Origin of the sequence: Mesorhizobium sp. SEMIA396 (assembly GCF_024518615.1) — a bacterium.
In the GTDB taxonomy this organism is placed as follows: Bacteria; Pseudomonadota; Alphaproteobacteria; order Rhizobiales; family Rhizobiaceae; genus Mesorhizobium.
On the sequence record NZ_JANIFC010000004.1, the window covers coordinates 106,093 to 129,813 of the forward strand.

At 62.7% G+C, this 23,721-nt stretch carries 19 protein-coding genes; 7 read left to right on the forward strand and 12 right to left on the reverse strand.

Annotated features, from left to right (window positions below; all coding sequences use genetic code 11):
• Positions 1-23 precede the first annotated feature (23 nt).
• A complete protein-coding gene (locus NP503_RS12600; protein ID WP_236383147.1) occupies positions 24-773 on the forward strand; it encodes a TetR/AcrR family transcriptional regulator in 750 nt (249 codons plus the stop codon).
• 198 nt (positions 774-971) lie between these two features.
• Here the strand turns inward: NP503_RS12600 and NP503_RS12605 are convergent, their stop codons facing one another.
• From NP503_RS12605 to NP503_RS12615, 3 genes are all read right to left on the reverse strand, one after another.
• On the reverse strand, positions 972-2,108 hold the full coding sequence (locus NP503_RS12605; RefSeq protein ID WP_236383146.1) for an alpha-hydroxy acid oxidase: 1,137 nt from the start codon (positions 2,106-2,108) through the stop codon (positions 972-974).
• A gap of 103 nt (positions 2,109-2,211) precedes the next feature.
• Positions 2,212-3,309, reverse strand: coding sequence for an isocitrate/isopropylmalate dehydrogenase family protein (locus NP503_RS12610; protein WP_236383145.1), 1,098 nt, complete (start codon positions 3,307-3,309; stop codon positions 2,212-2,214).
• Between the two features lie 25 nt (positions 3,310-3,334).
• Positions 3,335-4,078: a glucose 1-dehydrogenase gene (locus NP503_RS12615; RefSeq protein ID WP_023808968.1), complete on the reverse strand. Its 744-nt coding sequence runs from the start codon at positions 4,076-4,078 to the stop codon at positions 3,335-3,337.
• A 141-nt stretch (positions 4,079-4,219) separates the two neighbouring features.
• Here NP503_RS12615 and NP503_RS12620 point away from each other — a divergent pair, with 141 nt between their 5' ends.
• Entirely contained in the window at positions 4,220-5,716 is a 1,497-nt protein-coding gene (locus NP503_RS12620) for an aldehyde dehydrogenase (protein WP_236383144.1), read from the forward strand.
• A 97-nt stretch (positions 5,717-5,813) separates the two neighbouring features.
• Here the strand turns inward: NP503_RS12620 and NP503_RS12625 are convergent, their stop codons facing one another.
• From NP503_RS12625 to NP503_RS12665, 9 genes are all read right to left on the reverse strand, one after another.
• Positions 5,814-6,710, reverse strand: coding sequence for a LysR family transcriptional regulator (locus tag NP503_RS12625; RefSeq protein ID WP_236383143.1), 897 nt, complete (start codon positions 6,708-6,710; stop codon positions 5,814-5,816).
• 125 nt (positions 6,711-6,835) lie between these two features.
• Positions 6,836-8,335, reverse strand: coding sequence for a sugar ABC transporter ATP-binding protein (locus NP503_RS12630; RefSeq protein ID WP_236383142.1), 1,500 nt, complete (start codon positions 8,333-8,335; stop codon positions 6,836-6,838).
• A 3-nt stretch (positions 8,336-8,338) separates the two neighbouring features.
• A complete protein-coding gene (locus NP503_RS12635; protein WP_236383140.1) occupies positions 8,339-9,433 on the reverse strand; it encodes a strictosidine synthase in 1,095 nt (364 codons plus the stop codon).
• Complete coding sequence (locus tag NP503_RS12640; protein ID WP_127326922.1) at positions 9,430-11,547, reverse strand: SMP-30/gluconolactonase/LRE family protein; 2,118 nt, start codon at positions 11,545-11,547, stop codon at positions 9,430-9,432. The genes NP503_RS12635 and NP503_RS12640 overlap by 4 nt, the downstream gene beginning before the upstream one ends.
• 12 nt (positions 11,548-11,559) lie before the next feature.
• A complete protein-coding gene (locus tag NP503_RS12645; protein WP_127320431.1) occupies positions 11,560-12,576 on the reverse strand; it encodes a sugar ABC transporter substrate-binding protein in 1,017 nt (338 codons plus the stop codon).
• Positions 12,577-12,610: 34 nt separating this feature from the next.
• The gene (locus tag NP503_RS12650) at positions 12,611-13,564 is read right to left on the reverse strand and encodes an ABC transporter permease (RefSeq protein ID WP_236383139.1); all 954 of its coding nucleotides are present in this window, start codon (positions 13,562-13,564) and stop codon (positions 12,611-12,613) included.
• A gap of 391 nt (positions 13,565-13,955) precedes the next feature.
• Entirely contained in the window at positions 13,956-14,780 is an 825-nt protein-coding gene (locus NP503_RS12655) for an alpha/beta hydrolase (RefSeq protein WP_164748775.1), read from the reverse strand.
• 10 nt (positions 14,781-14,790) lie between these two features.
• Complete coding sequence (locus tag NP503_RS12660; protein ID WP_127267876.1) at positions 14,791-16,272, reverse strand: NAD-dependent succinate-semialdehyde dehydrogenase; 1,482 nt, start codon at positions 16,270-16,272, stop codon at positions 14,791-14,793.
• Positions 16,273-16,288: 16 nt separating this feature from the next.
• Positions 16,289-17,515, reverse strand: coding sequence for an iron-containing alcohol dehydrogenase (locus tag NP503_RS12665; RefSeq protein WP_127267875.1), 1,227 nt, complete (start codon positions 17,513-17,515; stop codon positions 16,289-16,291).
• A 176-nt stretch (positions 17,516-17,691) separates the two neighbouring features.
• Between NP503_RS12665 and NP503_RS12670 the strand changes: the two genes are divergently transcribed.
• The 5 genes from NP503_RS12670 to NP503_RS12690 all read left to right on the forward strand — a co-directional run bounded on the left by NP503_RS12670 (position 17,692) and on the right by NP503_RS12690 (position 22,654).
• Positions 17,692-18,393, forward strand: a complete 702-nt coding sequence (locus NP503_RS12670; protein WP_127267874.1) for a GntR family transcriptional regulator — start codon at positions 17,692-17,694, stop codon at positions 18,391-18,393.
• An 11-nt stretch (positions 18,394-18,404) separates the two neighbouring features.
• The gene (locus NP503_RS12675; RefSeq protein ID WP_127267873.1) at positions 18,405-19,997 is read left to right on the forward strand and encodes a sugar ABC transporter ATP-binding protein; all 1,593 of its coding nucleotides are present in this window, start codon (positions 18,405-18,407) and stop codon (positions 19,995-19,997) included.
• On the forward strand, positions 19,994-20,983 hold the full coding sequence (locus NP503_RS12680; protein ID WP_236383218.1) for an ABC transporter permease: 990 nt from the start codon (positions 19,994-19,996) through the stop codon (positions 20,981-20,983). Before NP503_RS12675 ends, NP503_RS12680 begins: the two co-directional genes overlap by 4 nt.
• A gap of 54 nt (positions 20,984-21,037) precedes the next feature.
• Positions 21,038-21,988 (forward strand): substrate-binding domain-containing protein, encoded by a 951-nt coding sequence (locus tag NP503_RS12685; protein WP_127267871.1) that lies wholly within the window; start codon positions 21,038-21,040, stop codon positions 21,986-21,988.
• A gap of 72 nt (positions 21,989-22,060) precedes the next feature.
• Positions 22,061-22,654 carry a DJ-1/PfpI family protein gene (locus tag NP503_RS12690; RefSeq protein WP_013533129.1) on the forward strand — a complete coding sequence of 198 codons (594 nt, stop codon included), beginning with the start codon at positions 22,061-22,063 and terminating at the stop codon, positions 22,652-22,654.
• The last annotated feature ends 1,067 nt before the right edge of the window (positions 22,655-23,721 follow it).

The following is a 23,721-nucleotide window of genomic DNA, read 5'->3' on the forward strand; positions in this document are numbered from 1 at the left end:
CAGGTTGCCGTACCGTTGCCCAGATGCATGCCGGTATCATCTGCCTGATCATCGTCCTCGTTTCGCCGGCTCATGCCGACCTGTTAGAACAGTCGACCACGGGCTATATGGAGACTGTCTCCGCTTCGACTTTAGATACGGAGAGTGTCTCCGATCTTCAAGGGTTCAAAGTCATGTCTCAATCGTCGATCGCGTCAGCCCTCCGCAGGGACGCGCAACACAATCGGGCGCACATTCTCGAGGTAGCGCGACAAGCGTTCGGCAACGACAGTGTTGACGTTTCGATGGATGCTATCGCGAAGCTGGCGGGCGTGGGGGCAGGGACGCTCTACCGCCATTTTCCAAACAAAGACGCCCTCCTGGCTGCGCTGCTAATTCTTCACTATGAAAGCCTCGACCATCGTCGCGTTGAAATCGAAGCCGGGGAGAGCGATGCAGGCCGCGCACTCGAACTCTGGGTTGAAGCTCTCGGCGACTGGATGCTGGCTTATGAGGGCTTGCCTGAACCGTTACGGGCCGCTTGCCGAGTAGAATCCCCGCTGACGCCGACCTGCCATGCTGTCATCGCGACGACGGAGCGAATCCTGAAGGCTGCACAGGACGAAAGGCTTGCACGACGGACGATGACCGGGCGCGACATCTTTTTCGGAGCGCTGGCGATCGCTTGGGCGAGCGGCGCAACGGCAGCGGGCGAAGACACACGGAACGTGCTTCGCGACGTCTTGAAGAACGGGTGGATGGAACCGAAGCCAGCACCGGGCGGCCGAGTTTAGTCCGCCTATCCGACTGCGCAGCCTTTCGAATTCATAACGACTGCCGCCAGGCCCGTGTGCATCAAACAAACGCTTTCTGAATAGGCTGCCGTCGTCTGGATGGACGGCGGCTTTTGGGCCTGGGAAGAGCGGCGTGCGAGGGCGGCAATTGGTGCTGAAACTTTGCGACCAAGCGTGAGCACACGTCTTGGCGCTATGCTATGATTTCTGATCCCGCTTCCTGAAAACGGGGGATCCCGCAGAGAGCCTGAGGCAAGTCACCACTTCGTCCTGGATGATATCGAGTGCCTTGGCCACACCGGCCTCGCCAGCCACGGCGCCGAACAGTGCGGCCCGGCCGATCGCCGCGACGGTGGCGCCGCGTGCCTTGGCCTTGATGATGTCCGTGCCCGTGCGGATACCGGAATCGATGAGGATCGGGACTTGGGCGCCAAGTGCCTGACGGATGGCGGGCAGGGCATCGATGCTCGATACAGCACCGTCGAGCTGACGGCCTCCATGGTTGGACACCCAGATGCCATCGGCACCAGCCGCCACCAGTCGCGACGCGTCGCCCGGGTGCAGGACGCCCTTGACCAGCAGCCGGCCTTTCCACCAGTCGCGGATCTGGCGGAAATCGTCCCAGTCGAAACCTGCATGGAGGCTGCCGCCAACACGCGCGGCGATCGTCAGGCCGGCGCTGTTGTCACCGAGATAGCCGCGGACGTTCTCGAACTGGGGCAGACGACCGCGCAGCAGGCGCAGCGACCAGCCAGGATGAAGCATGCCTTCCCAGAGATGCCGGGCCGAAGGCCGCAGTGGGATGGATATGCCGTTCCTAAGATCCTTTTCGCGCTTGCCCCCGGCTTGCAGATCAACGGTCACCACCAGCGTCGAATAACCAAATTCTTCCGCCCGCCTCACCAGCTGGCGATTGAAGTCGAAATCCTTGAGGACATAAAGCTGGAACCAGAGCGGCCCCTGTACGGCCCGCGCCATGCCTTCGATGCTGGCCGTGGCCATGGTGGAGAGTGTGTAGGGGATGCCGCGAGCGGTTGCCGCCCTCGCGATGGCAATGTCGGCTCCGGGCCTGACCAGCGCGCAGGAACCCATCGGGCTGATCACGAGCGGTGTCGGCAAGGTCTCGGACCAGAGCGTCGTGGAAACGTTCGGATGCGAAACATCGGTAAGCACGCGCGGCAAAAGTCTGATCTTTTCGAAATCGCTTCGGTTGGCGTTAAGGGTGAGTTCCTGCCCCGCCCCGCCGTCGATGAATTCGAAGATGGATTTCGGCAGGCGACGACGGGCAAGCCTGCGAAAATCCTCGACCGAAACCTGGCGATCGAGAGCGCCCATCTCAAGCCTCGCCCTCGTGCCGGTCGGCAATGAATATCCGGCGCATGAGCGTCTGGCCGACCTTGCGAGGTCCAACAAGATCTTTCTTCACCTTGATCATCAGTCACGCCGCTGCCGCGAGCTGGTCGCAGATCGAGCGGGTTATCTCGCTGGTCGACGCCCTGCCTTTCAGGTCGGCGCTCAGAAGCCCGTTGGCCAGGCAGTCCTCGGTCACGCGACGGATGCGCGCCGCGGCCTGGTTGAGCCTCTCGTCGCCATGCTTGTGGCCGAGCCAGTCGAGCATCGAGGCTGCCGACAGGATCGTCCCATACGGATTGGCGATACCTTGGCCGGCAATGTCGGGCGCCGAGCCGTGCGCGGCCTGGAAGAAGCCGTTGGCCGCGCCGATCTCGGCTGAAGGCGCCATGCCCATCCCGCCCACCGTCGCGGCGGCGAGGTCGGACAGGATGTCGCCGAACATGTTCTCGCTGACGATGACGTTGAAATGGCCCGGTTTCAGCACGAGATGCATCGCCATGGCGTCGACCAGCGCGTGCTCGGTCGCGATATCGGGATAGTCCTTCGCCACTTCGTCGAAGACGGAGCGGAAGAAGGCATAGCTGCGCAGCACGTTGGCCTTGTCGCAGCAGGTGACCCGGCGCACGCCGTCACGCGGCGCGCCGCCCGACTGGCGCGCCAGTTCGAAGGCCTTGCGCACGATACGCACGATGCCGGAGCGGGTCTGCACCAGCGTGTCGACCGCCACTTCGCCGCGCAACAGGGCGCCCGATCCCCGCGCGGCGTAAAGCCCTTCGCTGTTCTCGCGCAAGATGATGTAGTCGATATCGCCGGCCTTCACTCCGCTCAACGGGCTAGGCACGCCCTCGAAGAGCCTGATGGGGCGGACGTTGGCATAGAGATCGAGTTCGAAGCGCAGTCTCAGCGTGAAATCCAGGCCTGCTTCGGTTCCATCGGGATGGACGACGCCCGGCAAGCCGCCCGCACCATGCAGGATGGCGTCCGCCGCGCGGCAGGCCTGGAAGGTCGGCTCGGGAAAGCTCTGGCCGGTCTTCAGGAAATGCTCGGCTCCGGCCGGGTATTCGCTGAAGTGCAAGGGGTTGCCGGGACCAAGCGCTGCTTTCACCACTTGAACCGCTGCGGCGCAGACTTCCGGGCCGATGCCGTCGCCATGCACCACGGCGATTTCGTAGACAGGCTTCATCGCCAACTCCCAAATGGTCTAACGCTCAGATGCACTTGCCGCCGTCGACATTGAGGTCGACGCCGGTGATCATGCTGGCTTCGTCGGAGCACAGGAATGCCGCGGCGTTGCCCATGTCCGCCGGCGTAGACAGCCTGCCGATCGGAATGGTGGCGACGACGCGGGCGCGGTTTTCCTCGCCGGAGCCGATGAAGGTGGACAGAAGCGGCGTGTCGCCGGCAACCGGGTTGATGGCGTTGACGCGGATGCCGAAGGGGGCGAGTTCCACGGCCATGGCCCGGGTGGCGGCAATCGCCCAGCCTTTGGAAGCATTGTACCAAGTCAAATTCGGGCGCGGCGAGACGCCGCCGGTGGAGGCGACGTTGAGGATGGCGCCCGATTTGATGGATTTGAAATGCGCAACGACCGCACGGGCGCCATTGTAGATGGATCGCATGTTGACGTTGGCGATCCGGTCGAACATCTCTTCGTCCATCGTCTCGAGCGCCAGGGGCGGCTGGGCCACGCCGGCATTGTTGACCAGTATGTCGAGACCGCCAAAGGCCGAGCGGGCCAGGTCTGCCGCCGCTTCGAAGCTTGCGAGTGTCGAGACGTCGCCAGTGATTGGCCGCACATTTTTGCCGACTTCGGCAGCAACGCGGGCCGCGGCGGCCTCATCACGGTCCATCAACACGACCCGCGCACCTTCGGTGACGAATTTCCTGACGATGCCTTCGCCAAATCCCGAACCGCCGCCAGTGACGATGGCGACCTTGCCAGCAAGTCTCATATCTGTTCCTCCATTGCCGGCACCATCGGGGAAGTCGCGTACATTGCACAGTCCGATTATCTGAACGCCCTTTTAGCTTTCCTTGTTTGAGGTCGACCGGCGTCGGAGGCATAGTCGCCACGGAATTGTGAGGAGGAAGGGATGACGCTGAATTTCGACCCGCGGGCGAAGGCCACGGCGCTCTACCACGGCGAATTCCGGCCGATGTTCGTCGGCGGCAGGTGGGTTCCGGCACAATCCGGCCAGGAGATGCAGGCGCTCAACCCGGCGACTGGCGAAGTGCTGGCCACCGTCCCGCGTGGCTCGGCCGCCGACATCGATGCGGCGGTGGCCGCTGCGCGCACGGCTTCCGAAGGGCCGTGGTCAAAATTCTCGCCCTATGAGCGGCAGTGCGTGCTTCTGCGCATCGCCGATCTCTTCGAGACTCATTGGGAAGAGCTCAGCGTTTCCGACACTCTCGACATGGGACTGCCGATCACGCGCACGCTCGCCAACCGGCGGCGCGTCATCGGCATGCTGCGCTTCTATGCGGGCATGGCGACCGCGCTGCATGGCGAATCCATAGACAATTCGATCCCCGGCGAGATCGTCAGCTTCACAAGGCGCGAGCCGGTGGGCGTTGTCGGCGCGATCATCCCCTGGAACGCTCCGACCGCCGCGTCGATCTGGAAGATCGCACCGGCGCTCGCCACCGGCTGCACCATCGTGCTGAAGCCCTCGGAGGATGCCTCGTTGACGCCGCTGCTGATCGCCAGGCTGATGCAGGAGGCCGGCGTTCCCGACGGCGTCGTCAACGTCGTCACCGGCACCGGGACGGAGGCCGGTGCGCGGCTCGCTGAACATCCCGACGTCAACAAGATCGTCTTCACCGGCTCGACGCTGACCGGCCAGGCCATCGCGCGGGCGAGCGTGACCAACCTCAAGCGCGTTTCCCTGGAACTCGGCGGCAAATCGCCGATCATCGTCTGCCGCGATGCCGACATCGACAAGGCGGTTCCTGTCGCCGCGATGGCGGTGTTCGTGCATTCGGGCCAGATCTGCATCGCCGGATCGCGGCTGTTCGTGGCGCGCGAAATCCATGACGAATTCGTGCGCCGGGTCGCCGAGTTTGCCGGCAGGCTTCGCATCGGCCATGGCATCGAGGCTGAAACCGAAATCGGCCCGCTCATCAATGCCAGGCAGGCCGGCAAGGTGGTGGGCTATATCAAGGCCGGCCGCGACGAAGGCGCTGAACTGATAGCGGGCGGGTCGCGACTGACCGGCGAGCCCTACGACGGCGGCAATTTCATCGCGCCGACCGTCTTCGGCGCGGTGTCGGACAAGATGACCATCGCGCGTGAAGAAATCTTCGGTCCGGTGATTTCGGCGATGCCGTTCGACACGCTCGACGAAGCCGTGGCGCGGGCCAATGCGACGCCCTATGGTCTGGCAGCCGGCATTTTCACCACCCATCTGGGCACCGCGCACAAGCTCGCCCGCCGCATCAAGGCCGGCTCGGTGTGGGTCAACATGTACCACGCCATCGACCCGGCGGTGCCGTTCGGCGGCATGAAGATGTCCGGCTACGGCCGCGAGGGCGGCATCGAACATCTGCATGAATATCTGGAGACCAAGTCGATCTGGATCCAGACCGACTGAGGGTGCGCTGATATTCAGGTGAGGCCGGGCTGCGAATGACGGCGTTCCCGCACCATTCTCGGCGCTCGTGCAAGGTGCCTGTCCGAAGGCGCGATGCTCAGTTTGCCAGTTCGCGCAAATTGGTGCGGATGAGGTTCATCAGCTGTTCGGAGAAGGAGTGGTGCACATAGCCCCGCGCGGTGATGATGCCGACGGAGCGGTGGGCGTCGCGATGGTCGATCGGTACCACTCGCATGCGCTCGTCATTGCGCGAAATGGCGATGCCGGGCACCACGCAGACGCCAAGTCCCGAACACACCAGCGCTACCGCCGTCTGTGCGCTTTCGACCTCGTATTGCGGCTTGAGTTCGATGCCTTCCGCCGCCGTCAGCCGATCGACAAGGCCGCGCACGGCGGTCTTGCGGTTGAGCAGGATGAGCGGATAGCGCAGCAGGTCGGAGAGCAGCAGCTTCTTTTCGCTGCCGTATATTTCCGTGGGAATGCAGGCCATCAGCGGATCGTCGAGGATAGACTCGAACTGGAAGTCCGTCAGGTTTGGCAGTTCGGGGCCGATGTAGAACTCGACCTCCTGCTGTTGCAAAAGGCCAAGCGCGGCCTGCGGCGGGCTCTCGATGACCTCGACGATGCTGCGGGGATAGCGCAACTTGAATGTCGCCAGGATATCGCCCAGCCGGCTTGCCGCGAGCGTCGGGGCGCAGGCGATCTGCACCTTGCCCTTGCGCCGAGCGGCGACCTCCGTCAGCCGGTCGAGGCTGGTCTGCACCTGTGACATCACATTGGCGATCTCCTCGAACAGGATCTGGCCTTCCGGCGTCAGGCTTGCACGCTGTGCGGTGCGGATAAACAGCGAGATGCCGATCTGCTCCTCAAGGTCGCGAATCTGCATCGAGACCGCCGATGGCGAACGATTGCTCTCCTCGGCAGCACGACGGAAGCTGCCGTTTTCGGCGGCAAGCAGGAACGTCTGCAGAAGTTTGAGGTTAATGCTGGGCATATCCGCTCGGGCAGGGTGATCTGACCCTTTGACCTATTCAGACGCGGAACCGATTGCAAGGCAATAGGACCGGCCAGACATTGGTCCTGGCTTGACCGGCAAAAGTGTCTCTCTTGTCGGGCCGCTCAATGAACCGCGGCGAACATTACGCGCTCCTCGGTGGCCTCCGACAGCATCATCTCCTCGACCACGCGGCCGCGCTTGACCACCAGAATGCGATCCGAAACGGCGAGAATTTCAGGCAGATAGGACGAGATGACAACGACGGCCATGCCTTGCTCGGCGAGATCGCTGATGAGCTGGTGGATCTCGACGATGGCGCCGACGTCGACACCGCGTGTCGGCTCGTCGAAGATCACCAGCCTAGGCTTCTGGATCAGCGATTTGGCGATCACGACCTTTTGCTGGTTACCGCCGGAGAGCTCGATCATCCGGGCTCGGTCGCTGGTCTGCCGCAGGCTCAGGCGTTCACCCCATTCGCGGGCAAGTTGCCTGGCCCGCGCCAGCGACACCATGGAGACGGGATTGGCGCCCTCGGTCAGTTCACCCACTTGAAGGTTCTCGCCCGCAGTCATGGTTTCGAAGAAGCCGTCGACCTTGCGATCCTCTGTGACATAGACGATGCCGTCGCGCACCGCAGGCCTGGGCACCCGGTAACGCACCGACTTGCCGAGCAGGCGGATCTCGCCGCCGTGGAAGATGTTGCGCTTCAACAGTCCGGCGACGACCTTGGCCATTTCGGTGCGGCCGGCGCCGACAAGGCCGAACATGCCGGTGACCTGGCCCGAAAACACCGAGAAGGAAGAGTTGCGCACCAGGCCGGCGCAGGACAGGTTCTCGACCGAAAGCACCTTGTCGCCATAAGGCCGCGCCGTGCGCTTGACGTCGCCATGCAGCGTTTCGGTGAGCGTGCGGCCGACCATGGCCTGCACGATCGAAGCGCGGGTGAAGCCCTTGGCTTCGCCGGACGCGACGATCTCGCCATCGCGCATGACCGTGATGCGGTTAGCGACAGCAAGCGCCTCTTCCAGCGCATGGGTGATGAAGATGACGGCGATGCCCTCCTTCACCAGCCGCTGCAAAAGTTTGAAGAAGTGGCTTTTCTCTTCGGGCGTCAGCGTCGCGGTCGGCTCGTCGAAGATGATGACGCGGGCCTTGTGGTGGACGGCGCGCGCGATCTCCACCATCTGCTTGTGCGCCGCGCCCAGCGTGCTGACCTGCGCGGACGGGTCGACCTGGAAGCCCATGCCGGCGAGGAACTGCCGCGCCTGAATATAGAGGCCGCGCAACCGGTTGAACATCTTCTCTTCGCCGAGATAGAGATTCTGCGCCACCGTCATGGCCGGCACCAGGTTGGTTTCCTGGAACACCATGGCGATGCCGGCGCGCAGCGCTTCGGCGGGCGTGGCGAAGGACACATCCTTGCCGTCGAAGGTCATCTTGCCCTCGGTCAGCTTGAAGACACCGGCCATGACCTTGGTCAGCGTCGACTTGCCGGCGCCGTTTTCCCCGAGCAGCGCATGGATTTCGCCCTTGCGCAGGTCGAAATTGACACTCTTGAAGGCCGGAATGCGCGCGAACGCCTTGGCGGCGTCCTTGAGTTCAATGATGTTGGCGTCCGACATAGCTTAGCCTCGCTTGCCACTGGCGGCGCTCGCCACGCGCACGATCCTCGATCCGCCGCGCGAGGCGACCAGAAGGTCATCGCCCAGCTCGCAGGCGCTCAGCGTCCCGTGCACCTTGCCGTCGGCGCGCGAATGGAAACTCGACAGCGGCTTCATGTTCTGGTCGCAAAGGACCACCAGCCCGTAGGACCTTGTCACCGCGTATGGCTTCAGCACGTTCATCTGCTTCAACTGGCTGCCTTGCATGGGCTCGCGATAGTCGCGCCATGAGCCGAGCGACGGCGCCATCCAGTAGGCCTCCGGGACTTCCGCCAGCATGCGGGTGCGGTAGGTCTCCTCGCGCAGGATGAACTCCACCAACTGGTTGCGCACGGAATAGAAGGTCAGCCAGTAGCCGGCGTTGAAGGCCGGAGCGATGCGCGCGGGGTAGGCCGGCAGATGCTCCAGCACGGGCAGCGTCGCCTTGGTGGCAAGGTCGATCGCCAGCACGCGGTGGCGCCAGGCCTCCGAGACGTAGATGCGGTTGGAGCCGGTGGTGGCGATGCCGGCCGGCCAGGCCAAGCCATCCCTGATCAGCTCCAGCCGGCCGTTTTTCAGATCGAGCCGCCAGACCGAACCGGATACGCTCTTCTGCATCAGGTCGCGACGCCAACCGCTCGCCGGCACTGAGGCCGAGCCGTTGGCCACCAGCAAGGTGTTGCTGTCGAGGAAGGTGAGAGCGGTGATGCAGGAGAGGCGGCGAGCCTCCTCGCCCGTCGCCTCGCGCCCGTCATGCAGGCCGCCGCGGATGACGACGCCCTTGCCGTCGATGGCCATCGCGGTCATGCCGCGGGCATGGGCGAGTGCGGTGATCTCGCCCGGAAATTCCTGCAAGGTTTCGGCATGGCCGTCGGCGCTAAAGCGCATCAGCCGGTTCGCGCTGCTTGCCAGGAGGCCCTTTTCGGTGCGCACGAGATTGTCGGCCTCGGCGAGGCCGGCGAATGGCTCGGCTTCCTCCAGTCCTTGGTTGGGCAGCAACGGCCCGTCGAGCGTCGGCACGGTCACGGCCCACTCGCCACGGCCGAGAAAGCGGTCAAGAAGCTGGTTCAAACCGCTCATGACTTTTTGCCCCAGTAGGAATCCGAGCTGAACCAGTCGGGATCGACGCCTTTCAGGGGCAAAGTGCCCATGCGGTTGTTGAAGATGCCGCAGAGATAGAGGATGCCCTTGTGCTCGCGCATCGAGGTGATCATCGGATGCTTTTCGCCTGCCTGGTCCCACAGGCTTTCGAGGATCTGGCCGTTCTCGTCGAAGCGCAGCACGCAGCCGGTGTTGAGATTGGGCATCAGCCACGCATCTTCCGATACGCGCCGCGCCATGCGGCGGCGGAAGCCCGGCATTTCAAGCGAGAGATCCAATGCCGGCGTGCGCATGCCCATCAGGGCCAGCCAGTAGGTGCCGTCGGAGGCGCGGTTGATGTTGTCGGGATAGCCGGGCAAGCCCTCGATGACGCGCTCGACCTGGCCCTTCTTCGGGCCATCGAAATAGTAGCGGCTGATGCGGCAGGCCCAGCTTTCGGCGAACAGCACCGACTGGCCGTCGAAGGCCGTGCAGATGCCATTGGGGAAGACGAGGTTCGACAGCAGTGTGCGTGTCGAACCGGATTTGGGATCATGGACGATGATGCGTCCGTTGCCGCGGCTTTCCAGCGCGTCGGCATACCAGTCATGCATCTCGAAGCGCACTGTCGCTTCCGAGAAGACGATGCGGCCGTCCGGCAGGATGTCGCAGTCGTCGGCGAGCTTCATGGTGGAGTCGTCGACCACCGAGGTCAGTGAGCGGTTGGTCTCGGCGGTCAGCAGTTTTACATCCCCGGCCGGCGAGACCTGGTAGAGGCCCATGCCGGCGACGCAGATGACGAGATTGTCGTCGCGGTCGAAAGCCATGCCGAGCGGCGAGCCGCCAATATGTGCGAACACTTCGCTGTCGGTGTAGTGCGGCGGCTGGAAGCGCAGGATATCGCCTTGGCGGCTGCCGGTGTAGAGGCGGTCCTGCCGGTCGAAGATCACATCTTCCGCGCCGTCGAGAAAGCCGAGGCCGATGACGCCGACGTCCTTCAACCGGTCGTTCACCGCCATCGGCGCGCCGGGCGCGGTCGAGATCGCCTGCGGCATCTTGGCGAAGGTCGGCGAGATGTAGACGCTGCGCAGGATCTTGTGGCGGTTCTTCACCCAGCGTACGTCGAGAAGCACCGACAAGAGCAGCACGATGCCGAGGATCAGGAAATTGACCGGGCCGGGCACGGCCAGCGCAAGCAGGCTGTTCGACAGGACAAGCACAAAGACGGTGCCCATCAGCGCCTTGGCGACCGAGCCGCGCCCGCCGCCGAGCGAGATGCCGCCGAGCACGGTCGCGGTCAACACCTGCAGTTCGAGCCCGGTGCCGATGTCGGAAGCAGCACTGCCGATGCGGGCCGAGAAGAAGAAGCCGGAGAGCGCCACCAGCACCGAGCACAAGACATAGGCGCTGAACAAGATGAAGCGCACATTGATGCCGGCATTGTAGGCAGAGCGCCGCGCGCCGCCGACCGCGAACAGCCGCCAGCCATAGCGGGCGCGCGACAGCACGAGATGGATGATCAGCGCGATGACGACGAAGACCACAAAGGATGTCGGCACGCCCCAGATCGTGCCGAAACCAAGGAAATCATAGGCCGGCGAATCCGAACCGCTGGTGACGATCCGCGTCGAGACCTGCGGGAAGACGATGTCGAAGGTCGAGCGGTAGATGATGAGCGTCACCAGCGTGGTGAGAAAGGCCCGCATGCGCAGGAAGCCAACCAGGAAGCCGTTGATGGCGCCGCAGACGACGCCGAGGCCCAGGCACGCCAGAAGGCCGGTACCAAAGCTCCACTGCTCGACATTCATGCCATACAGCGTGACCAACACGGCGAGCGCGAAGGTCGACCCGACCGACAGATCGATGCCGCCCGACACCATGACGATGGTCATGCCGAGGACGACCAGCCCAAGCTCGGCGGTCTGGCCGCTGAGATTGGTCAGCGTCGCCAGATCGAAGAAGCCCGGCACGATCGAGCCGAAGATCGCGCACAAAATGACCAGCGCCGTGAAGGGGATGACGCTGTCGATCCACTTCTTGGTCAGGATCTCCCCGACCACGTGGTCGGGGAGCAGGCGGTAGCGCCAGCGCACAAGGCTTTCGGCCATGCTCATCAAGGAAGTCCGTTACTTGAGCTCGTCCAGCTTCCAGCAATTCCTGCCGGTCGCATTGGCCTTGTCGACGCGGGTGATCGGACCGAAGAAGATGGTCTTCTCGCTGCCCGCTTGCCGCTCGGGCTGCTGCAGCAGCTCGGAAATCTGCTGTGCGGCGATCTCGGCCTGGATCGGGGCATTAAAGTTGAAGATCACGTCGAGCAGCCCGTTCTTGATGCTCTCGCAGCCCGTGGCGCTGCCGGCGCCATTGGTAACGATCGTCACCTGGTCCTGCTTGCCGGCGGCCGCGACGGCGGCGCCTGCGCCGACCTCGGCATTGTCCCAGATGCCCATGATGCCGCACAGGTCCGGATGCTGCTGGAGGACCGTCTCGGTGATCTGGCGGGCCTTTTCGCTCATGTAATCGGCCGGCTGGTCGGAGACGAGCTGCAGCTCGGGATTGGCCTTCAGCACCTCGTCGATGCCGGTGCGCATGTAGATGTTGGCGGCGCCCGTCTGGACACCGGCGAGCCAGACCACCTTGTGCGAGACGGCATTGGGGCCGGTGCAGTGCTTGGCCAGTTCGCCCATTTCGAGACGGCCCATTTCGATCCAGTCGTTGCCGACATAACTGTCGGTCTGGGTGGCCGACTGCATGTTGACTTGCAGCACCTTGATGCCGGCCGCCTGCGCCTGTTTCAACAGGCGTGCGTAGGTCTGGACGTCGGGGTTCTGCACGATGATCAGGTCCGGCTTCTCGGCGATGGCGCCCTGCATGGCGCGGATGCCGGCATTGGTGTCGCCGGAGGGATCGCGCACTTCAAGGCTGAAGCCGTAGCGTGCCGCGTGACGCTGCCACACCACCACCCATGCCTGGTTGAGGTCCATGCCCTGTGAGATCGGCACGAAGATGACCTTCTTGCCCTTGAGCGCCTCGAGATACGTGGAGCGGCCGACCTGGTCGGTTTCCTGCGCCGTGGTGATTTTCGCCGCGCCCAGCAGCGCGAGCGCTGTCATGCCCGCGAACAGGCAGTTCTTGAACAACTTCATGTTTTTCCTCCCGGATTATGTCTCGGTTCTTGTTTCAGATGTCGCCGCTTTGCGAGGTCTGCTCGTCGCGCGGATTGATGATGGCGTCGATCGCCAGCGCGCCCAGCAGGATCACGCTCTTGATCAGGTTCTGGCTGGTGTAGCTGAAGTTCAGGATCGTCATCCCGTTGGTCAGGATGCCGACCAGAATGGTGCCGACGATGACGTTGCGTACGCCGCCCTGGCCACCGGAGAGGCCGATGCCGCCCAACACGACCACCAGCAGCACGTCGTAGATCAGGCTGGAATTGTAGAGGCGGGTGTCGATGCCGGTGACCAGCCCCAGCATGATGATGCCGGCGGTATAGGCAATGAGGGCGCTGATGACATATTGCGTCACGATGATCGGGCGCGTCGGCAGCCCTGTGGTGCGGGCCGCGTTCGGGTTGTCGCCAGTGGCATAGACGAGCCGGCCGAAGCGGGTCTTCCTCAGGAAGAAGCCCATGAGCGCGGCCACCGCCGCGAAGATGATCACCGACATCGGGATGCCAAGGATGGTTCCGTTGCCGACGAATTTCAGCCAGCCGATATCGGAGGGGGCATAGAGCACGTCGGACGCAAAGACGATGCGGCCAGAGCCGTAGACCGAGGATGCGATGGCAAGGGTGGCGAAGATCGGCGGAATTTCGGCCACTGCCACCATGACGCCGGTGAACAGGCCGATGACCGCGACCAGGATGGCGCCGCACATGATGGCCAGCGTGAAGTCGACGCCCCAGGTGGAGATCCAAATGCTGAAGGCGACGCCGACCACCATCACCGCCACCATGGTCAGGTCGATGCCGCGCCCGACGACGATGAACCCCATGCCGACGGCCAGCGTGCCGAGGATCGAGACATTCTTGAGAATGGCAAGGATGTTGCCCTGGCTCAGGAAATTGTTGAGCGTCGCCGAGAACACCAGGAACAGGACGGCCGAGATCGCGCCGACGACGAGTTCCTGGGACATTTTGATGCCCAAGCGCGCGGTGTCGGATTTGCCCGAACCAGCCAAGTCAGACCCTCCCTCGCTGCCGGTTTGAACCAGCGGCGTGCCAAAGCGGCCTTGCCCAGGGGCTTTGCCGCGACGACGTTTCCTCCACAGCCCTAAGCCGGCTGCTTGCGTAAAGACCATCGCGACTCAGGGCGGCAGGGGCAATTTCGATTTTCTGATGCGCTGTGCAGTTCGTCAGTGTGGAGAAAGAGGATGAGGAGTCGTCGGTTGTGTCCTCTGCCGGATTCACCTGCCGCAAAGCTCAGCCCGATGCCGGTAGCGTGCCGCGATCCCGTGACGGTACTTTCTTGAGTGACGGGAGTGTCTGGCCCGGCAGTCAAGCGGCTCTGCTTCCCCAGGTTCCGTCCTATAGGCCGTTTCCCTCGATCATCGCCATCAGGCAATCGCCAGATTGTGTGCCGCTGATGCCCAGATCACGCGCGCTGTTCATGTGGTTTCGGTCATTCAGGCGGAGGTCGCAGACAAGGTGCCCCTGCGCGCGCAAGCGCTTTCCGAAGTCGGCGGCCTGCTGGTGAAAAGGTGACGTTTCCTGATCTCCCACGAGAATGGTCGCTGCCGTCTCCGGGTCATGCCACCGCGTCATTGGGGTGAAGGCAGCTGCCTCCTCATCGGTGATTCCGATTAGCGGCTGAAGGAAGGACGTCTGAAGGGGCTTGAGGTCGTAAAGGCCGCCTAGCAGCAGCGCCGCACGTATGCGCGATGGCATTGGCGTCTTTTCGAACAGGAATGTGGCCAGGTGTGCGCCCGCCGAATGACCACTTACGCTTAGCCGGGCAGGGTCACCGCCATGGGCGGCTATATTGTCCAGCACCCATTGTTTGGCACGTCGGACCTGGTCGACGATTGCCGCCATCCTGACTTCGGGCATCAGCGCATAGTCGACGATGACCGCGATCGCCCCAGCTTTGGTGACTGTGTTCGCTACATAAGAATAGTCGCTCCTGGAGAACATGCGCCAGTAGCCGCCATGGATGAAGATGTGCACGGGAAGATCCCTGCGCGCGCCGGGCGGAAAGAAGAGGTCCAACCTTTCGGCCTTGCCCTCGCCATAGGCGATATCAGCCGACATCGGCAGGGTCGCCCGGGTTTCGGCGCTGCGGCTTACTATGTCGGCCACGATATCGTCAAAGTCGGCCACATGGTCGCGCGTGCGGAAAGGGTCGTTTGACATGACTGCCGGTTCAGAAGGTGACGGCAATATATTTAGCCTCCATGAACTCGGCGATGCCGTGGTGCTGGCCGCCTTCGCGGCCAAGGCCGCTCTGCTTGACGCCTCCGAATGGTGCGGCCGGATCCGACATCAGTCCTCGGTTGAGACCGATCATGCCGGCCTCGATCCCGGACGCCACCCGCATGCCGCGTCCAATATCGCGTGTGTATATATAAGCGGCCAGGCCATATTCCGTGTTGTTAGCATGTGCGATCGCCTCGGCCTCGGTGTCGAAGCGTGTGATGGGTGCCACCGGGCCGAAAATCTCCTCGTGCGCCATCTCCGCATCGGGCGGCACATCGGACAGCACTGTGGGCGGATAGAAGAACCCTTCTTCCTCCGAAATCGCCCCGCCGCAAAGCACCTTGGCCCCCCGGCCCACGGCGTCCTTGACCAGGCGGTCGATCTTGTCGACAGCCTTTCTGGTGATCATCGGCCCGCATTCTGTGTCTGCATTCGGTCCCGCTCCCACCTTAAGTGCCGCCATACGCTTGCGGAGCCCGTCGGCAAAAGCATCATAAATTCCCGATTGTACATAGAGGCGATTGGCGGCGGTGCAGGCTTCGCCGGCGTTGCGCATTTTGGCGATCATCGCGCCGTCGAGGGCGGCGTCGAGTTCGGCATCGTCGAAGACGACAAACGGGGCATTGCCGCCGAGTTCCATCGAACACGAAATGACATGCTTTGAAGCCTCGCCGAGCAAGGTTCGGCCGACACCCGTCGACCCCGTGAAGGACAGCTTCCTGACGCGCGGATCGGCGAGCATGGCCGAAGTAAGCGGCCCGGGACTGGTCGTGGTCAGCACGTTGACGACACCGGCAGGCACGCCGGCTTCGCTGTAGAGTGCCGCCAGCGCATAGGCCGTCAGCGGTGTTTCACTTGCCGGCTTCAGGACGACAGTGCAGCCTGCCGCCAGCGCCGGCGCGATCTTGCGGGTCGCCATAGCGGCCGGAAAATTCCACGGTGTGATCAGCACGCAAATTCCGATCGGCTCATAATCGACCACGATGCGATTGCTGCCGGAGGGCGCGGTGCCGAACTCACCGGTGATGCGGACCGCTTCCTCAGCATTCCAACGGAAGAACTCGGCGGCGTACGCCACTTCGCCGCGCGCGTCGCGCAACGCCTTGCCGTTCTCCAGCGAGATCAGCATGGCAAGCGTTTCCGAGCGTTCGACCATCAGTTCGAAACAACGCCTGAGGATTTCCGAGCGTTTGCGCGGCGCCGTCTCCCGCCATCCTTTGGCCGCCTTGGCCGCCGCCTCGACGGCGGCGGTGGCGTCCTCGACCGTCGCATCGGGAACTGCCGCGATCACCGCCCCGGAGGAGGGATCGACGACATCGATGAGCCGACCGTCGGAGGACGGCCGCCAAGTGCCGTCGATGTAAAGTCCGTGCGAAAAACCGCGCACGTCATAGCCATCCTGGTCGAGTTGCTGAGCCTTCAAATTCATCGCTTTGTTCCGTTTTTCACATAACGCAGGCGGCGAGGTCGCCGTCATGGGCAGCCTGGACGAGGCGTCGCATCGTGCCGAGATCGAAGGCACGCGGATTGTTCTTGATCAGGCGGTCGATGCCGAGCGCTTGCTCGGCTGTCCAGTCAAGCTTATCGGCGGGGAGGCCTAAATCCGCCAGTGTCGGCGTAATACCGATCGCCGCGAACAATCGCCTGATCTCCTCGATTGTGGCGGCTGCCATCTCGGCGGCGGTTCTGGCCTTGGTCTCCAAGCCAAGTGCCGCGCCGATCTCTGCCATCTCGTGAGCGGCGACGCGGCTGTTATAGGTCATCACGTAAGGCATCATTGTCGCCACGCCCAAACCATGGGCGGTGTGGGTGAGGGCGCCTGCCGGGTATTGCACGGCATGCGCCGCCGCCGTGCCGGCGGTGCCGAATGCGCAGCCCGCCGCGAGCGCGCCCATCATGACATCGGCGCGCGCGTCGGCATCGGTGCCGTCGCTGCAGGCTTTCTCCAGGCTCCGACCAAGCAGTTTTATGGCGAGCAACGCGAAATGGTCGGTCAGCGCAGTCTTGCCGATGAAGACATGCTGTTGCGGCAGATTGGGGTCTTCACCGCGCCGCATGGCGGTGAAGGCCTCGATCGCATGGGTCAGCGCGTCAGCGCCGGCGATCGCGGTCAGGCCAGGCGGACAGGTCATTGTCAACTCGGGATCGCACAGAGCGACGGCGGCGATAAGGTGAGGGCTCGATATGCCCACCTTGAGCGTCCGGTCCGGGTCGGAAATCACCGCGACCGGCGTCACCTCGGAGCCGGTGCCGGCCGTGGTGGGCACGGCGATCAGCGGCAGTGTCGGACCCGGCACCTTGAACTCCCCGTAATAGTCCTGGAGCTTGCCGCCATGGCTGAGAAGCAGGGTGGTGCATTTGGCGAAATCGAGACAGCTGCCGCCGCCGATGCCGATCACAATGTCCGGTCTGAACCCCTTCGCTTCCTCGACACAGATGCCGACCGTGTCGCGTGGCACGTCGGGCAGAACATGATCATGCACCAGAACCTCGATCGAGGCTGACTGAAGGGACTTGATGATGTCGGCGAATACCATTGTGCCCGCGAAACGCTCATCGGTGCAGACCAGCGCGCGTCGGCCGAACCGGGCGGCGACCGTCGGCAGCACATGGCGCTGCCCTTTCCCGAACAGGATTTCACGCGGCAACCGCAGGGCGGCGAAGAGGGTCATGATCGGTCCTTTGACGGCGGCTGACTGGAAACGGAGGCATTGAACTGGGCTTGGATCGGACGGTCTAAGAGCGTGTCTCTCGCCCCTACAAAATATCCGCTTTAAAATCGTATAGGATATAGGATTGCATCGACGGAACCATCGTGTTAGCAGTCCTCACTGTCAAGAGGCAAAATATGCAGACCGCAAACTTACCCGACCCAAGCGACGCCACCATTGGAGCTGGTCGCATCCAGCGCGCCAACAGTCTCGTCGAAGATGTCTATGAAGCCATCTTCGCGCAGTTGATGGCGCTGAAAATCCCGCCAGGCTCACGCATTACAGTCGATAGCCTGGTCAAGGAATTCAACGTCTCGCACACGCCGATCCGCGAAGCCCTTGGCCGGCTCGAAGGCGAAGGCCTCGTGCTCAAGACGCATTTGATCGGTTATCGTGCCGCACCCCAGATCACCCGGCGCCGTTTCGACGAATTGTACGAAATGCGTCTGCTGCTCGAACCGCACGGCGCCGCGAAGGCCGCCGCAATGATGGACGAGGCCAAGTTCAATGTGTTGCTCGAAGCCGCCGGCGTGATGTCACGCCGCGAAGGCAAGGATGATCGCGTACGCTATTCGAACTTCGCCAGGCAGGATGCGATCTTCCACGACAAGATCTTGGAGTTTTCTCAAAACGAACTCATCCGCGAGACGTTGAGCCACCAGCACACGCACTTCCACATCTTCCGCCTGATGTTTCATGCACGTGTGACCGAAGAGGCACTTGACGAACACGAGGCGATTCTTGCCGCGTTCGGCTCTGCCGATCCCGATGCCGCCGCAAAGGCGATGCGCATCCATATAGAGCACTCGCGCGATCGCCTGCTCCCGGCATTCGATTGAGGTCGGAACGGATGTCCATTGCCGCGAATATCGCCGGGGAGGGCGGGAGCACGTTGTCCAGCAATGCGCATGGTTCGCTCGAACCGGTGCTGCGCGCCCAGCAATTGTCCAAGCAATACGGCCCGGTGACGGTGTTGTCGGACATCACCCTAGACGTCCTGCCCGGTGAGATCCACGCCATCATTGGCGAGAACGGTGCCGGCAAGTCGACGTTGATGCGGCTGCTGTCCGGCTATGTCGAGCCAAGCCACGGCACATTGTCGATGAACGGACATGCGGTGAAATTTGCCAAGCCCAGCCAGGCACAGGATGCCGGTATCGCTTTGGTTCACCAGGAGATCCTGCTCGCCGAGGGGCTCACGGTCACCGACAATCTGTTTCTCGGGCGAGAGCTTTCGCGTGGCCTTGTCGTGGATGACCGCACCATGCGCCGGCTGGCGGCCGAGAAACTGGAGCAGATCGGCTGCGCGGTCTCGCCAAGGGCACTGGTGCGCGACGTCTCGCTGGCAGACCGGCAGATGGTGCAGATCGCTCGCGCTCTGCTTGACGACTATAAATTGGTTATCTTCGACGAGCCGACCGCCGTTCTGACCGGTGGCGAGGTCGAGCGCCTGCTGGAGATCGTCCTGCGACTGAAGGCTCACGGCATCGCCGTGCTGTATATCAGCCACCGGTTGGACGAGGTGCAACGGGTGGCCGACAAGGTGACCGTTCTGCGCGACGGCAAGATGGTCGGCATCTATCCCGGCAAGACGCTGAGCCAGATGGATATGGCGCGGCTGATGGTCGGTCGCGAACTGGCCGCACTCTATCCTGAAAGGACCGCAGCGCCTTCGGATGTACCGATGCTGAGCGTGAGGAACGCCTCCGTTCCCGGCTATGCGGAGGACGTGTCGTTCACGGTCCACAAAGGCGAGATCCTCGGGTTCGCCGGCATGGTCGGCGCTGGCCGAACCGAACTCTTCGAGGGCATTATCGGCCTGCGCCCGGCGGCCGCCAAGGTCGAACTTGAGGGCAAGTCGATCCATTTCCAATCGCCGCGCGCGGCGATCGACGCCGGCGTCGGTTACCTGACCGAGGATCGCAAGGGCAAGGGACTGCTGCTGCAGGAGCGCTTGGCGCCTAACCTGACGCTGTCGGCGCTCGGTGTGTTCCATCCCGGCCTCTCGATGGGTCGGCGCCGCGAAGCGGAGGCCCTGGAACAGGCCGTGGAGGCATATGACATCAGGCTGAAGAGCCTCGGCGCCAAAGCGGGCCAGCTTTCCGGGGGCAATCAGCAGAAGCTGCTGCTGGCGAAGGTGCTGCTGACCGATCCTTCGGTGGTCATTATCGACGAGCCCACGCGTGGCATCGACATCGCCAACAAGGCGCAGATCTATGCCTTCATCCAGGAGCTTGTGGCGAAGGGCAAGGCCTGCATCGTCATCTCTTCGGAGATGCAGGAATTGATCGGCATCTGCGACCGCATCCTGGTGATGCGCGAAGGCCGCATCACCGGCGAGGTCAGCGGCGCCGAAATGACCGAAAGCAACGTGGCGGTACTGGCGACCAGTGGCCCCAAGCCAGGGCCAAAAGCCAAGGGAGGCACAGAATGGCTGTCATGACCGAATCCGCACCCGGGCGTCGCGCCCTGGATCTCAATGTCAGTTGGACCGACGTCGGACCCTTCCTTGCGCTGGCGGCCCTCCTGGTCGTGGGTTACCTCATCAACCCCGATTTCCTGTCCGCCACCAATCTCGCCAACGTCATCACTCGCAGCGCCTTCATCGCCATTATCGCGGTCGGCGCGACATTTGTGATCTCGTCCGGCGGGCTCGATCTTTCCGTCGGCTCGATGGCCGCCTTCATCACCGGCATCACCATCATGTTCATGAACACGGTGGCGCCGCATGCCGGTATCTGGGCTATTCCCGCCGGCATGGCGGTGGCGATCCTGGTCGGCCTGCTGTGCGGGCTTGCCAACGGCCTCATCGTCACGGTCGGCAGGATCGAACCGTTTATCGCAACGCTGGGCACGATGGGGATTTTCCGGGCGCTGATAACCTATCTGACCGACGGCGGCACGATACCAATCGACCGATCGCTGCGCGAGGCCTACCGGCCTGTCTATTTCGGCACGGTTGCCGGCATCCCGGTTCCAATCCTCATATCCATCGCCGTCGCCGCGGTCGCATCCTTCATCCTGTACAAGATGAAATACGGCCGCAAATGCGCGGCGGTCGGCGCCAATGAGGATGTCGCCCGTTATTCCGGCATCTCGGTGATCAGGACACGGACCGTCGCCTATATCGTCCAGGGTGTCTGCGTGGCCATTGCCGCGATCTGCTACGTGCCGCGCCTGGGCGCCGCAACGCCGACGACCGGACAGCTTTGGGAACTGCAGGTCATCACCGCAGTGGTAATCGGCGGCACCGCGCTGCGCGGCGGCAAGGGCCATGTGTGGGGAACAGTCGCCGGCGCCGTCATCCTGGAGCTCATCGCCAACCTCATGGTGCTGTCGGACTTCGTCTCCGAATACCTCGTCGCCGCTGTTCAGGGCGTCATCATCATCATCGCCATGCTCATCCAGCGGTTTTCGAATTCGAAATAGCGCCGCGTCCGGACCACGCGGATCAACGTTCTTGTAGGTCCAAGGGAGAAGACAATGTTCAGTAGAAAATGGATTGCGGCGGCGACACTTGGCGCGCTGCTGCTGGCCGGCCAGGCCATGGCGCAAGACACGAAGGTCATCGCGGTGTCGATACCGGCAGCCGACCACGGTTGGACGGCGGGCATCGTCTATCACGCACAAGCGGCGGCCAAGGAAATCAATGCCGCGTTCCCGAACGTCGAAGTGGTCGTGAAGACGTCGCCGTCCGCGGCGGAGCAGGTCAGCGCGCTTGAGGACCTGTCGGCCAGCCGCAAGCTGGACGCTTTGGTGATCCTGCCTTACAGCTCGGAAGAGCTGACTCAGCCGGTCAAGGCTATCAAGGACATGGGCACGTTCATCACCGTCGTCGATCGCGGTCTGACTGACGCCTCCGTCCAGGATCTTTACCTCGCCGGCGACAATATCGCGGTTGGCACCAACACAGCCAAGTTCATGATCGACAAGCTCGGCGGCAAGGGCGACGTCGTTGTGCTGCGCGGCATTCCGACCGTCATCGACGACGAGCGCATCAAGGGCTTCCAGGACACGATCAAGGGTACGAACCTGAAAGTCCTCGACATCCAGTACGCGCATTGGAACAGCGACGAGGCCTTCAAGCTGATGCAGGACTATTTGGCCAAGTACCCGCATATCGATGCGGTCTGGGCCAATGACGACGACATGCTGCTTGGCGTGCTCGAGGCGGTCAAGCAATCGGGCCGGACCGATATCAAGCTGGCGCTCGGTGGCAACGGCATGAAGGACATCGTCAAGAAGGTGATCGACGGCGACGCCATGACGCCGGTCGAGACGCCATATCCGCCGTCGATGATCAAGACCGCGATCTACATGACCGTCGCCAACCTGATCGGCCAGGCACCCGTCCGTGGCACCGTCAAGCTCGACGCGCCGTTGATCACCCAAGCCAACGCCAAGGAATACTATTTCCCTGACTCGCCATTCTAACCCTATCCGATTTCACCGAAAGGCAGGGCGCGGTCTGCGCCTTGCCTAGCTCAAACACTGAGAGGAAGAGCCATGCCAGGCAAAAAGATACTGATGCTGACCGGTGAGTTCACCGAAGAATACGAAATCTTTGTCTATCAGCAAGCCATGGAAGCCGTCGGCCACACCATCCACGTGGTATGCCCGGACAAGAACGCCGGAGATCTGATCAAGACCTCGCTGCACGACTTCGAGGGCGACCAGACCTACACCGAAAAGCTCGGCCACTATGCGCTGATCAACAAGACTTTCTCGGAAGCTGAGAGGCAGCTCGATCAATATCATGCCGTCTACTGCGCGGGCGGCCGCGGCCCGGAATACATCCGCACCGACAAGCGCGTGCAGGCGATCGTGCGCCATTTCCACGAGGCCAAGAAGCCGATCTTCACCATCTGCCACGGTGTGCAGATCCTGATCGCTGTCGACGGCGTGGTGCGTGGCAAGAAGGTCGCAGCACTCGGCGCCTGCGAGCCTGAAGTGACACTGGCGGGTGGCACCTATATCGACCTGTCGCCGACCGAGGCCTATGTGGACGGGACAATGGTTTCTGCCAAAGGCTGGACGGCGCTTGCTGCGTTCATCCGCGAATGTTTGAAGGTGCTGGGAACGGAAATCCGCCACGCGTAAGCTTCTGGAACCGACGCATTCCCCAAGGGATGCGTCGGTTCTCTTCAATAGCGCCTCCATATCCATATCAATTCGGTCGGGATCGCGGCTGTCGAGCGCACCGGTATAGGCGAGATGCTCAAGGAGTGCCGCCTGGTTGCGCTGCTTTCGTCCTTCTTGTGCTGGCGCGCGGCGCTGTTTCGGCGTCCGGATTAGAGGTCGTGTCGTCGACCGTGCGGCCCGTCGTCGCCCCAAGCGATCACGCTCGGTGCCGAGGTCCGGTGACAAGTTCCCACAAAACCTTCTGACGACCGTTCGATCGGCGCTCAGGCGCGACGTCACCATGAAAGCGGGATGCGCCTGAGTTCAGGCCTGCGTCAGTCAAGCTGGCATCGCGGGCAAATGGTCTCCCGGCGTCCGGGTTGGTCATCGGCCTGACGAAAAGAACGGCGTCTAGGAACGATTCCGGCCGGCTGCCGTTGCCTAACATTAGATATCTCTTATGGAAGTTGCGAAAATGCCGCTGTGTCAGAATCTATGCCCTCTTGAAATGACGTTCAAATGCCCGCGTTGCGGATTGGCTTTGCTGAAACCCGGGCGCTGGTTTCAGGTTGCATCCAAATATCGCTGCGAGGGGTGTCACAGCGAAATCCGGATTACTTATCCCGACAAGATTGCACTGTTCCAGAAGTATGCGGCGCAGCGCGAGGGTCCACCTCCGCCAAAGTATAGCTCAGTCCTGACCAAGTCATTCAGCGGCTAGGCCATGGTCCTGCCAGGGCGGCGGGGCGACTGAACGCTGACTGCCGGCGGCAGGGTTGCCTATTGCATGGAACGAAATCCGTTCCCTGCGGTTGGAAGGTCATGCCTCCAGCTACACGCAATTGAACCGGCCATGCCCTGCAGTCAGGAGCAGTGATGCAAACATACCTGGTAGAGCAAATGGAAGGGGACGACGTGGTTGCGGCGAGTAATGTCAATGCGTCCAGCCCGTTCACGGCGGCGACTATATCAACAGGACGCCAGGTTACCCTGAGGACATGGGAAAACAACTGGGTTCGTGTCACGGATGAGCTTGGAGGGGAAGT

What these genes read in the sequence shown, in the direction of transcription:
- NP503_RS12600 (WP_236383147.1), top strand. Translation starts at nt 24, where the DNA reads ATGCATGCCGGTATCATCTGCCTGATCATCGTCCTCGTTTCGCCGGCT.
- NP503_RS12605 (WP_236383146.1), bottom strand. Translation starts at nt 2,108, where the DNA reads ATGGGCGCTCTCGATCGCCAGGTTTCGGTCGAGGATTTTCGCAGGCTT.
- NP503_RS12610 (WP_236383145.1), bottom strand. Translation starts at nt 3,309, where the DNA reads ATGAAGCCTGTCTACGAAATCGCCGTGGTGCATGGCGACGGCATCGGC.
- NP503_RS12615 (WP_023808968.1), bottom strand. Translation starts at nt 4,078, where the DNA reads ATGAGACTTGCTGGCAAGGTCGCCATCGTCACTGGCGGCGGTTCGGGA.
- NP503_RS12620 (WP_236383144.1), top strand. Translation starts at nt 4,220, where the DNA reads ATGACGCTGAATTTCGACCCGCGGGCGAAGGCCACGGCGCTCTACCAC.
- NP503_RS12625 (WP_236383143.1), bottom strand. Translation starts at nt 6,710, where the DNA reads ATGCCCAGCATTAACCTCAAACTTCTGCAGACGTTCCTGCTTGCCGCC.
- NP503_RS12630 (WP_236383142.1), bottom strand. Translation starts at nt 8,335, where the DNA reads ATGTCGGACGCCAACATCATTGAACTCAAGGACGCCGCCAAGGCGTTC.
- NP503_RS12635 (WP_236383140.1), bottom strand. Translation starts at nt 9,433, where the DNA reads ATGAGCGGTTTGAACCAGCTTCTTGACCGCTTTCTCGGCCGTGGCGAG.
- NP503_RS12640 (WP_127326922.1), bottom strand. Translation starts at nt 11,547, where the DNA reads ATGAGCATGGCCGAAAGCCTTGTGCGCTGGCGCTACCGCCTGCTCCCC.
- NP503_RS12645 (WP_127320431.1), bottom strand. Translation starts at nt 12,576, where the DNA reads ATGAAGTTGTTCAAGAACTGCCTGTTCGCGGGCATGACAGCGCTCGCG.
- NP503_RS12650 (WP_236383139.1), bottom strand. Translation starts at nt 13,564, where the DNA reads ATGTCCCAGGAACTCGTCGTCGGCGCGATCTCGGCCGTCCTGTTCCTG.
- NP503_RS12655 (WP_164748775.1), bottom strand. Translation starts at nt 14,780, where the DNA reads ATGTCAAACGACCCTTTCCGCACGCGCGACCATGTGGCCGACTTTGAC.
- NP503_RS12660 (WP_127267876.1), bottom strand. Translation starts at nt 16,272, where the DNA reads ATGAATTTGAAGGCTCAGCAACTCGACCAGGATGGCTATGACGTGCGC.
- NP503_RS12665 (WP_127267875.1), bottom strand. Translation starts at nt 17,515, where the DNA reads ATGACCCTCTTCGCCGCCCTGCGGTTGCCGCGTGAAATCCTGTTCGGG.
- NP503_RS12670 (WP_127267874.1), top strand. Translation starts at nt 17,692, where the DNA reads ATGCAGACCGCAAACTTACCCGACCCAAGCGACGCCACCATTGGAGCT.
- NP503_RS12675 (WP_127267873.1), top strand. Translation starts at nt 18,405, where the DNA reads ATGTCCATTGCCGCGAATATCGCCGGGGAGGGCGGGAGCACGTTGTCC.
- NP503_RS12680 (WP_236383218.1), top strand. Translation starts at nt 19,994, where the DNA reads ATGACCGAATCCGCACCCGGGCGTCGCGCCCTGGATCTCAATGTCAGT.
- NP503_RS12685 (WP_127267871.1), top strand. Translation starts at nt 21,038, where the DNA reads ATGTTCAGTAGAAAATGGATTGCGGCGGCGACACTTGGCGCGCTGCTG.
- NP503_RS12690 (WP_013533129.1), top strand. Translation starts at nt 22,061, where the DNA reads ATGCCAGGCAAAAAGATACTGATGCTGACCGGTGAGTTCACCGAAGAA.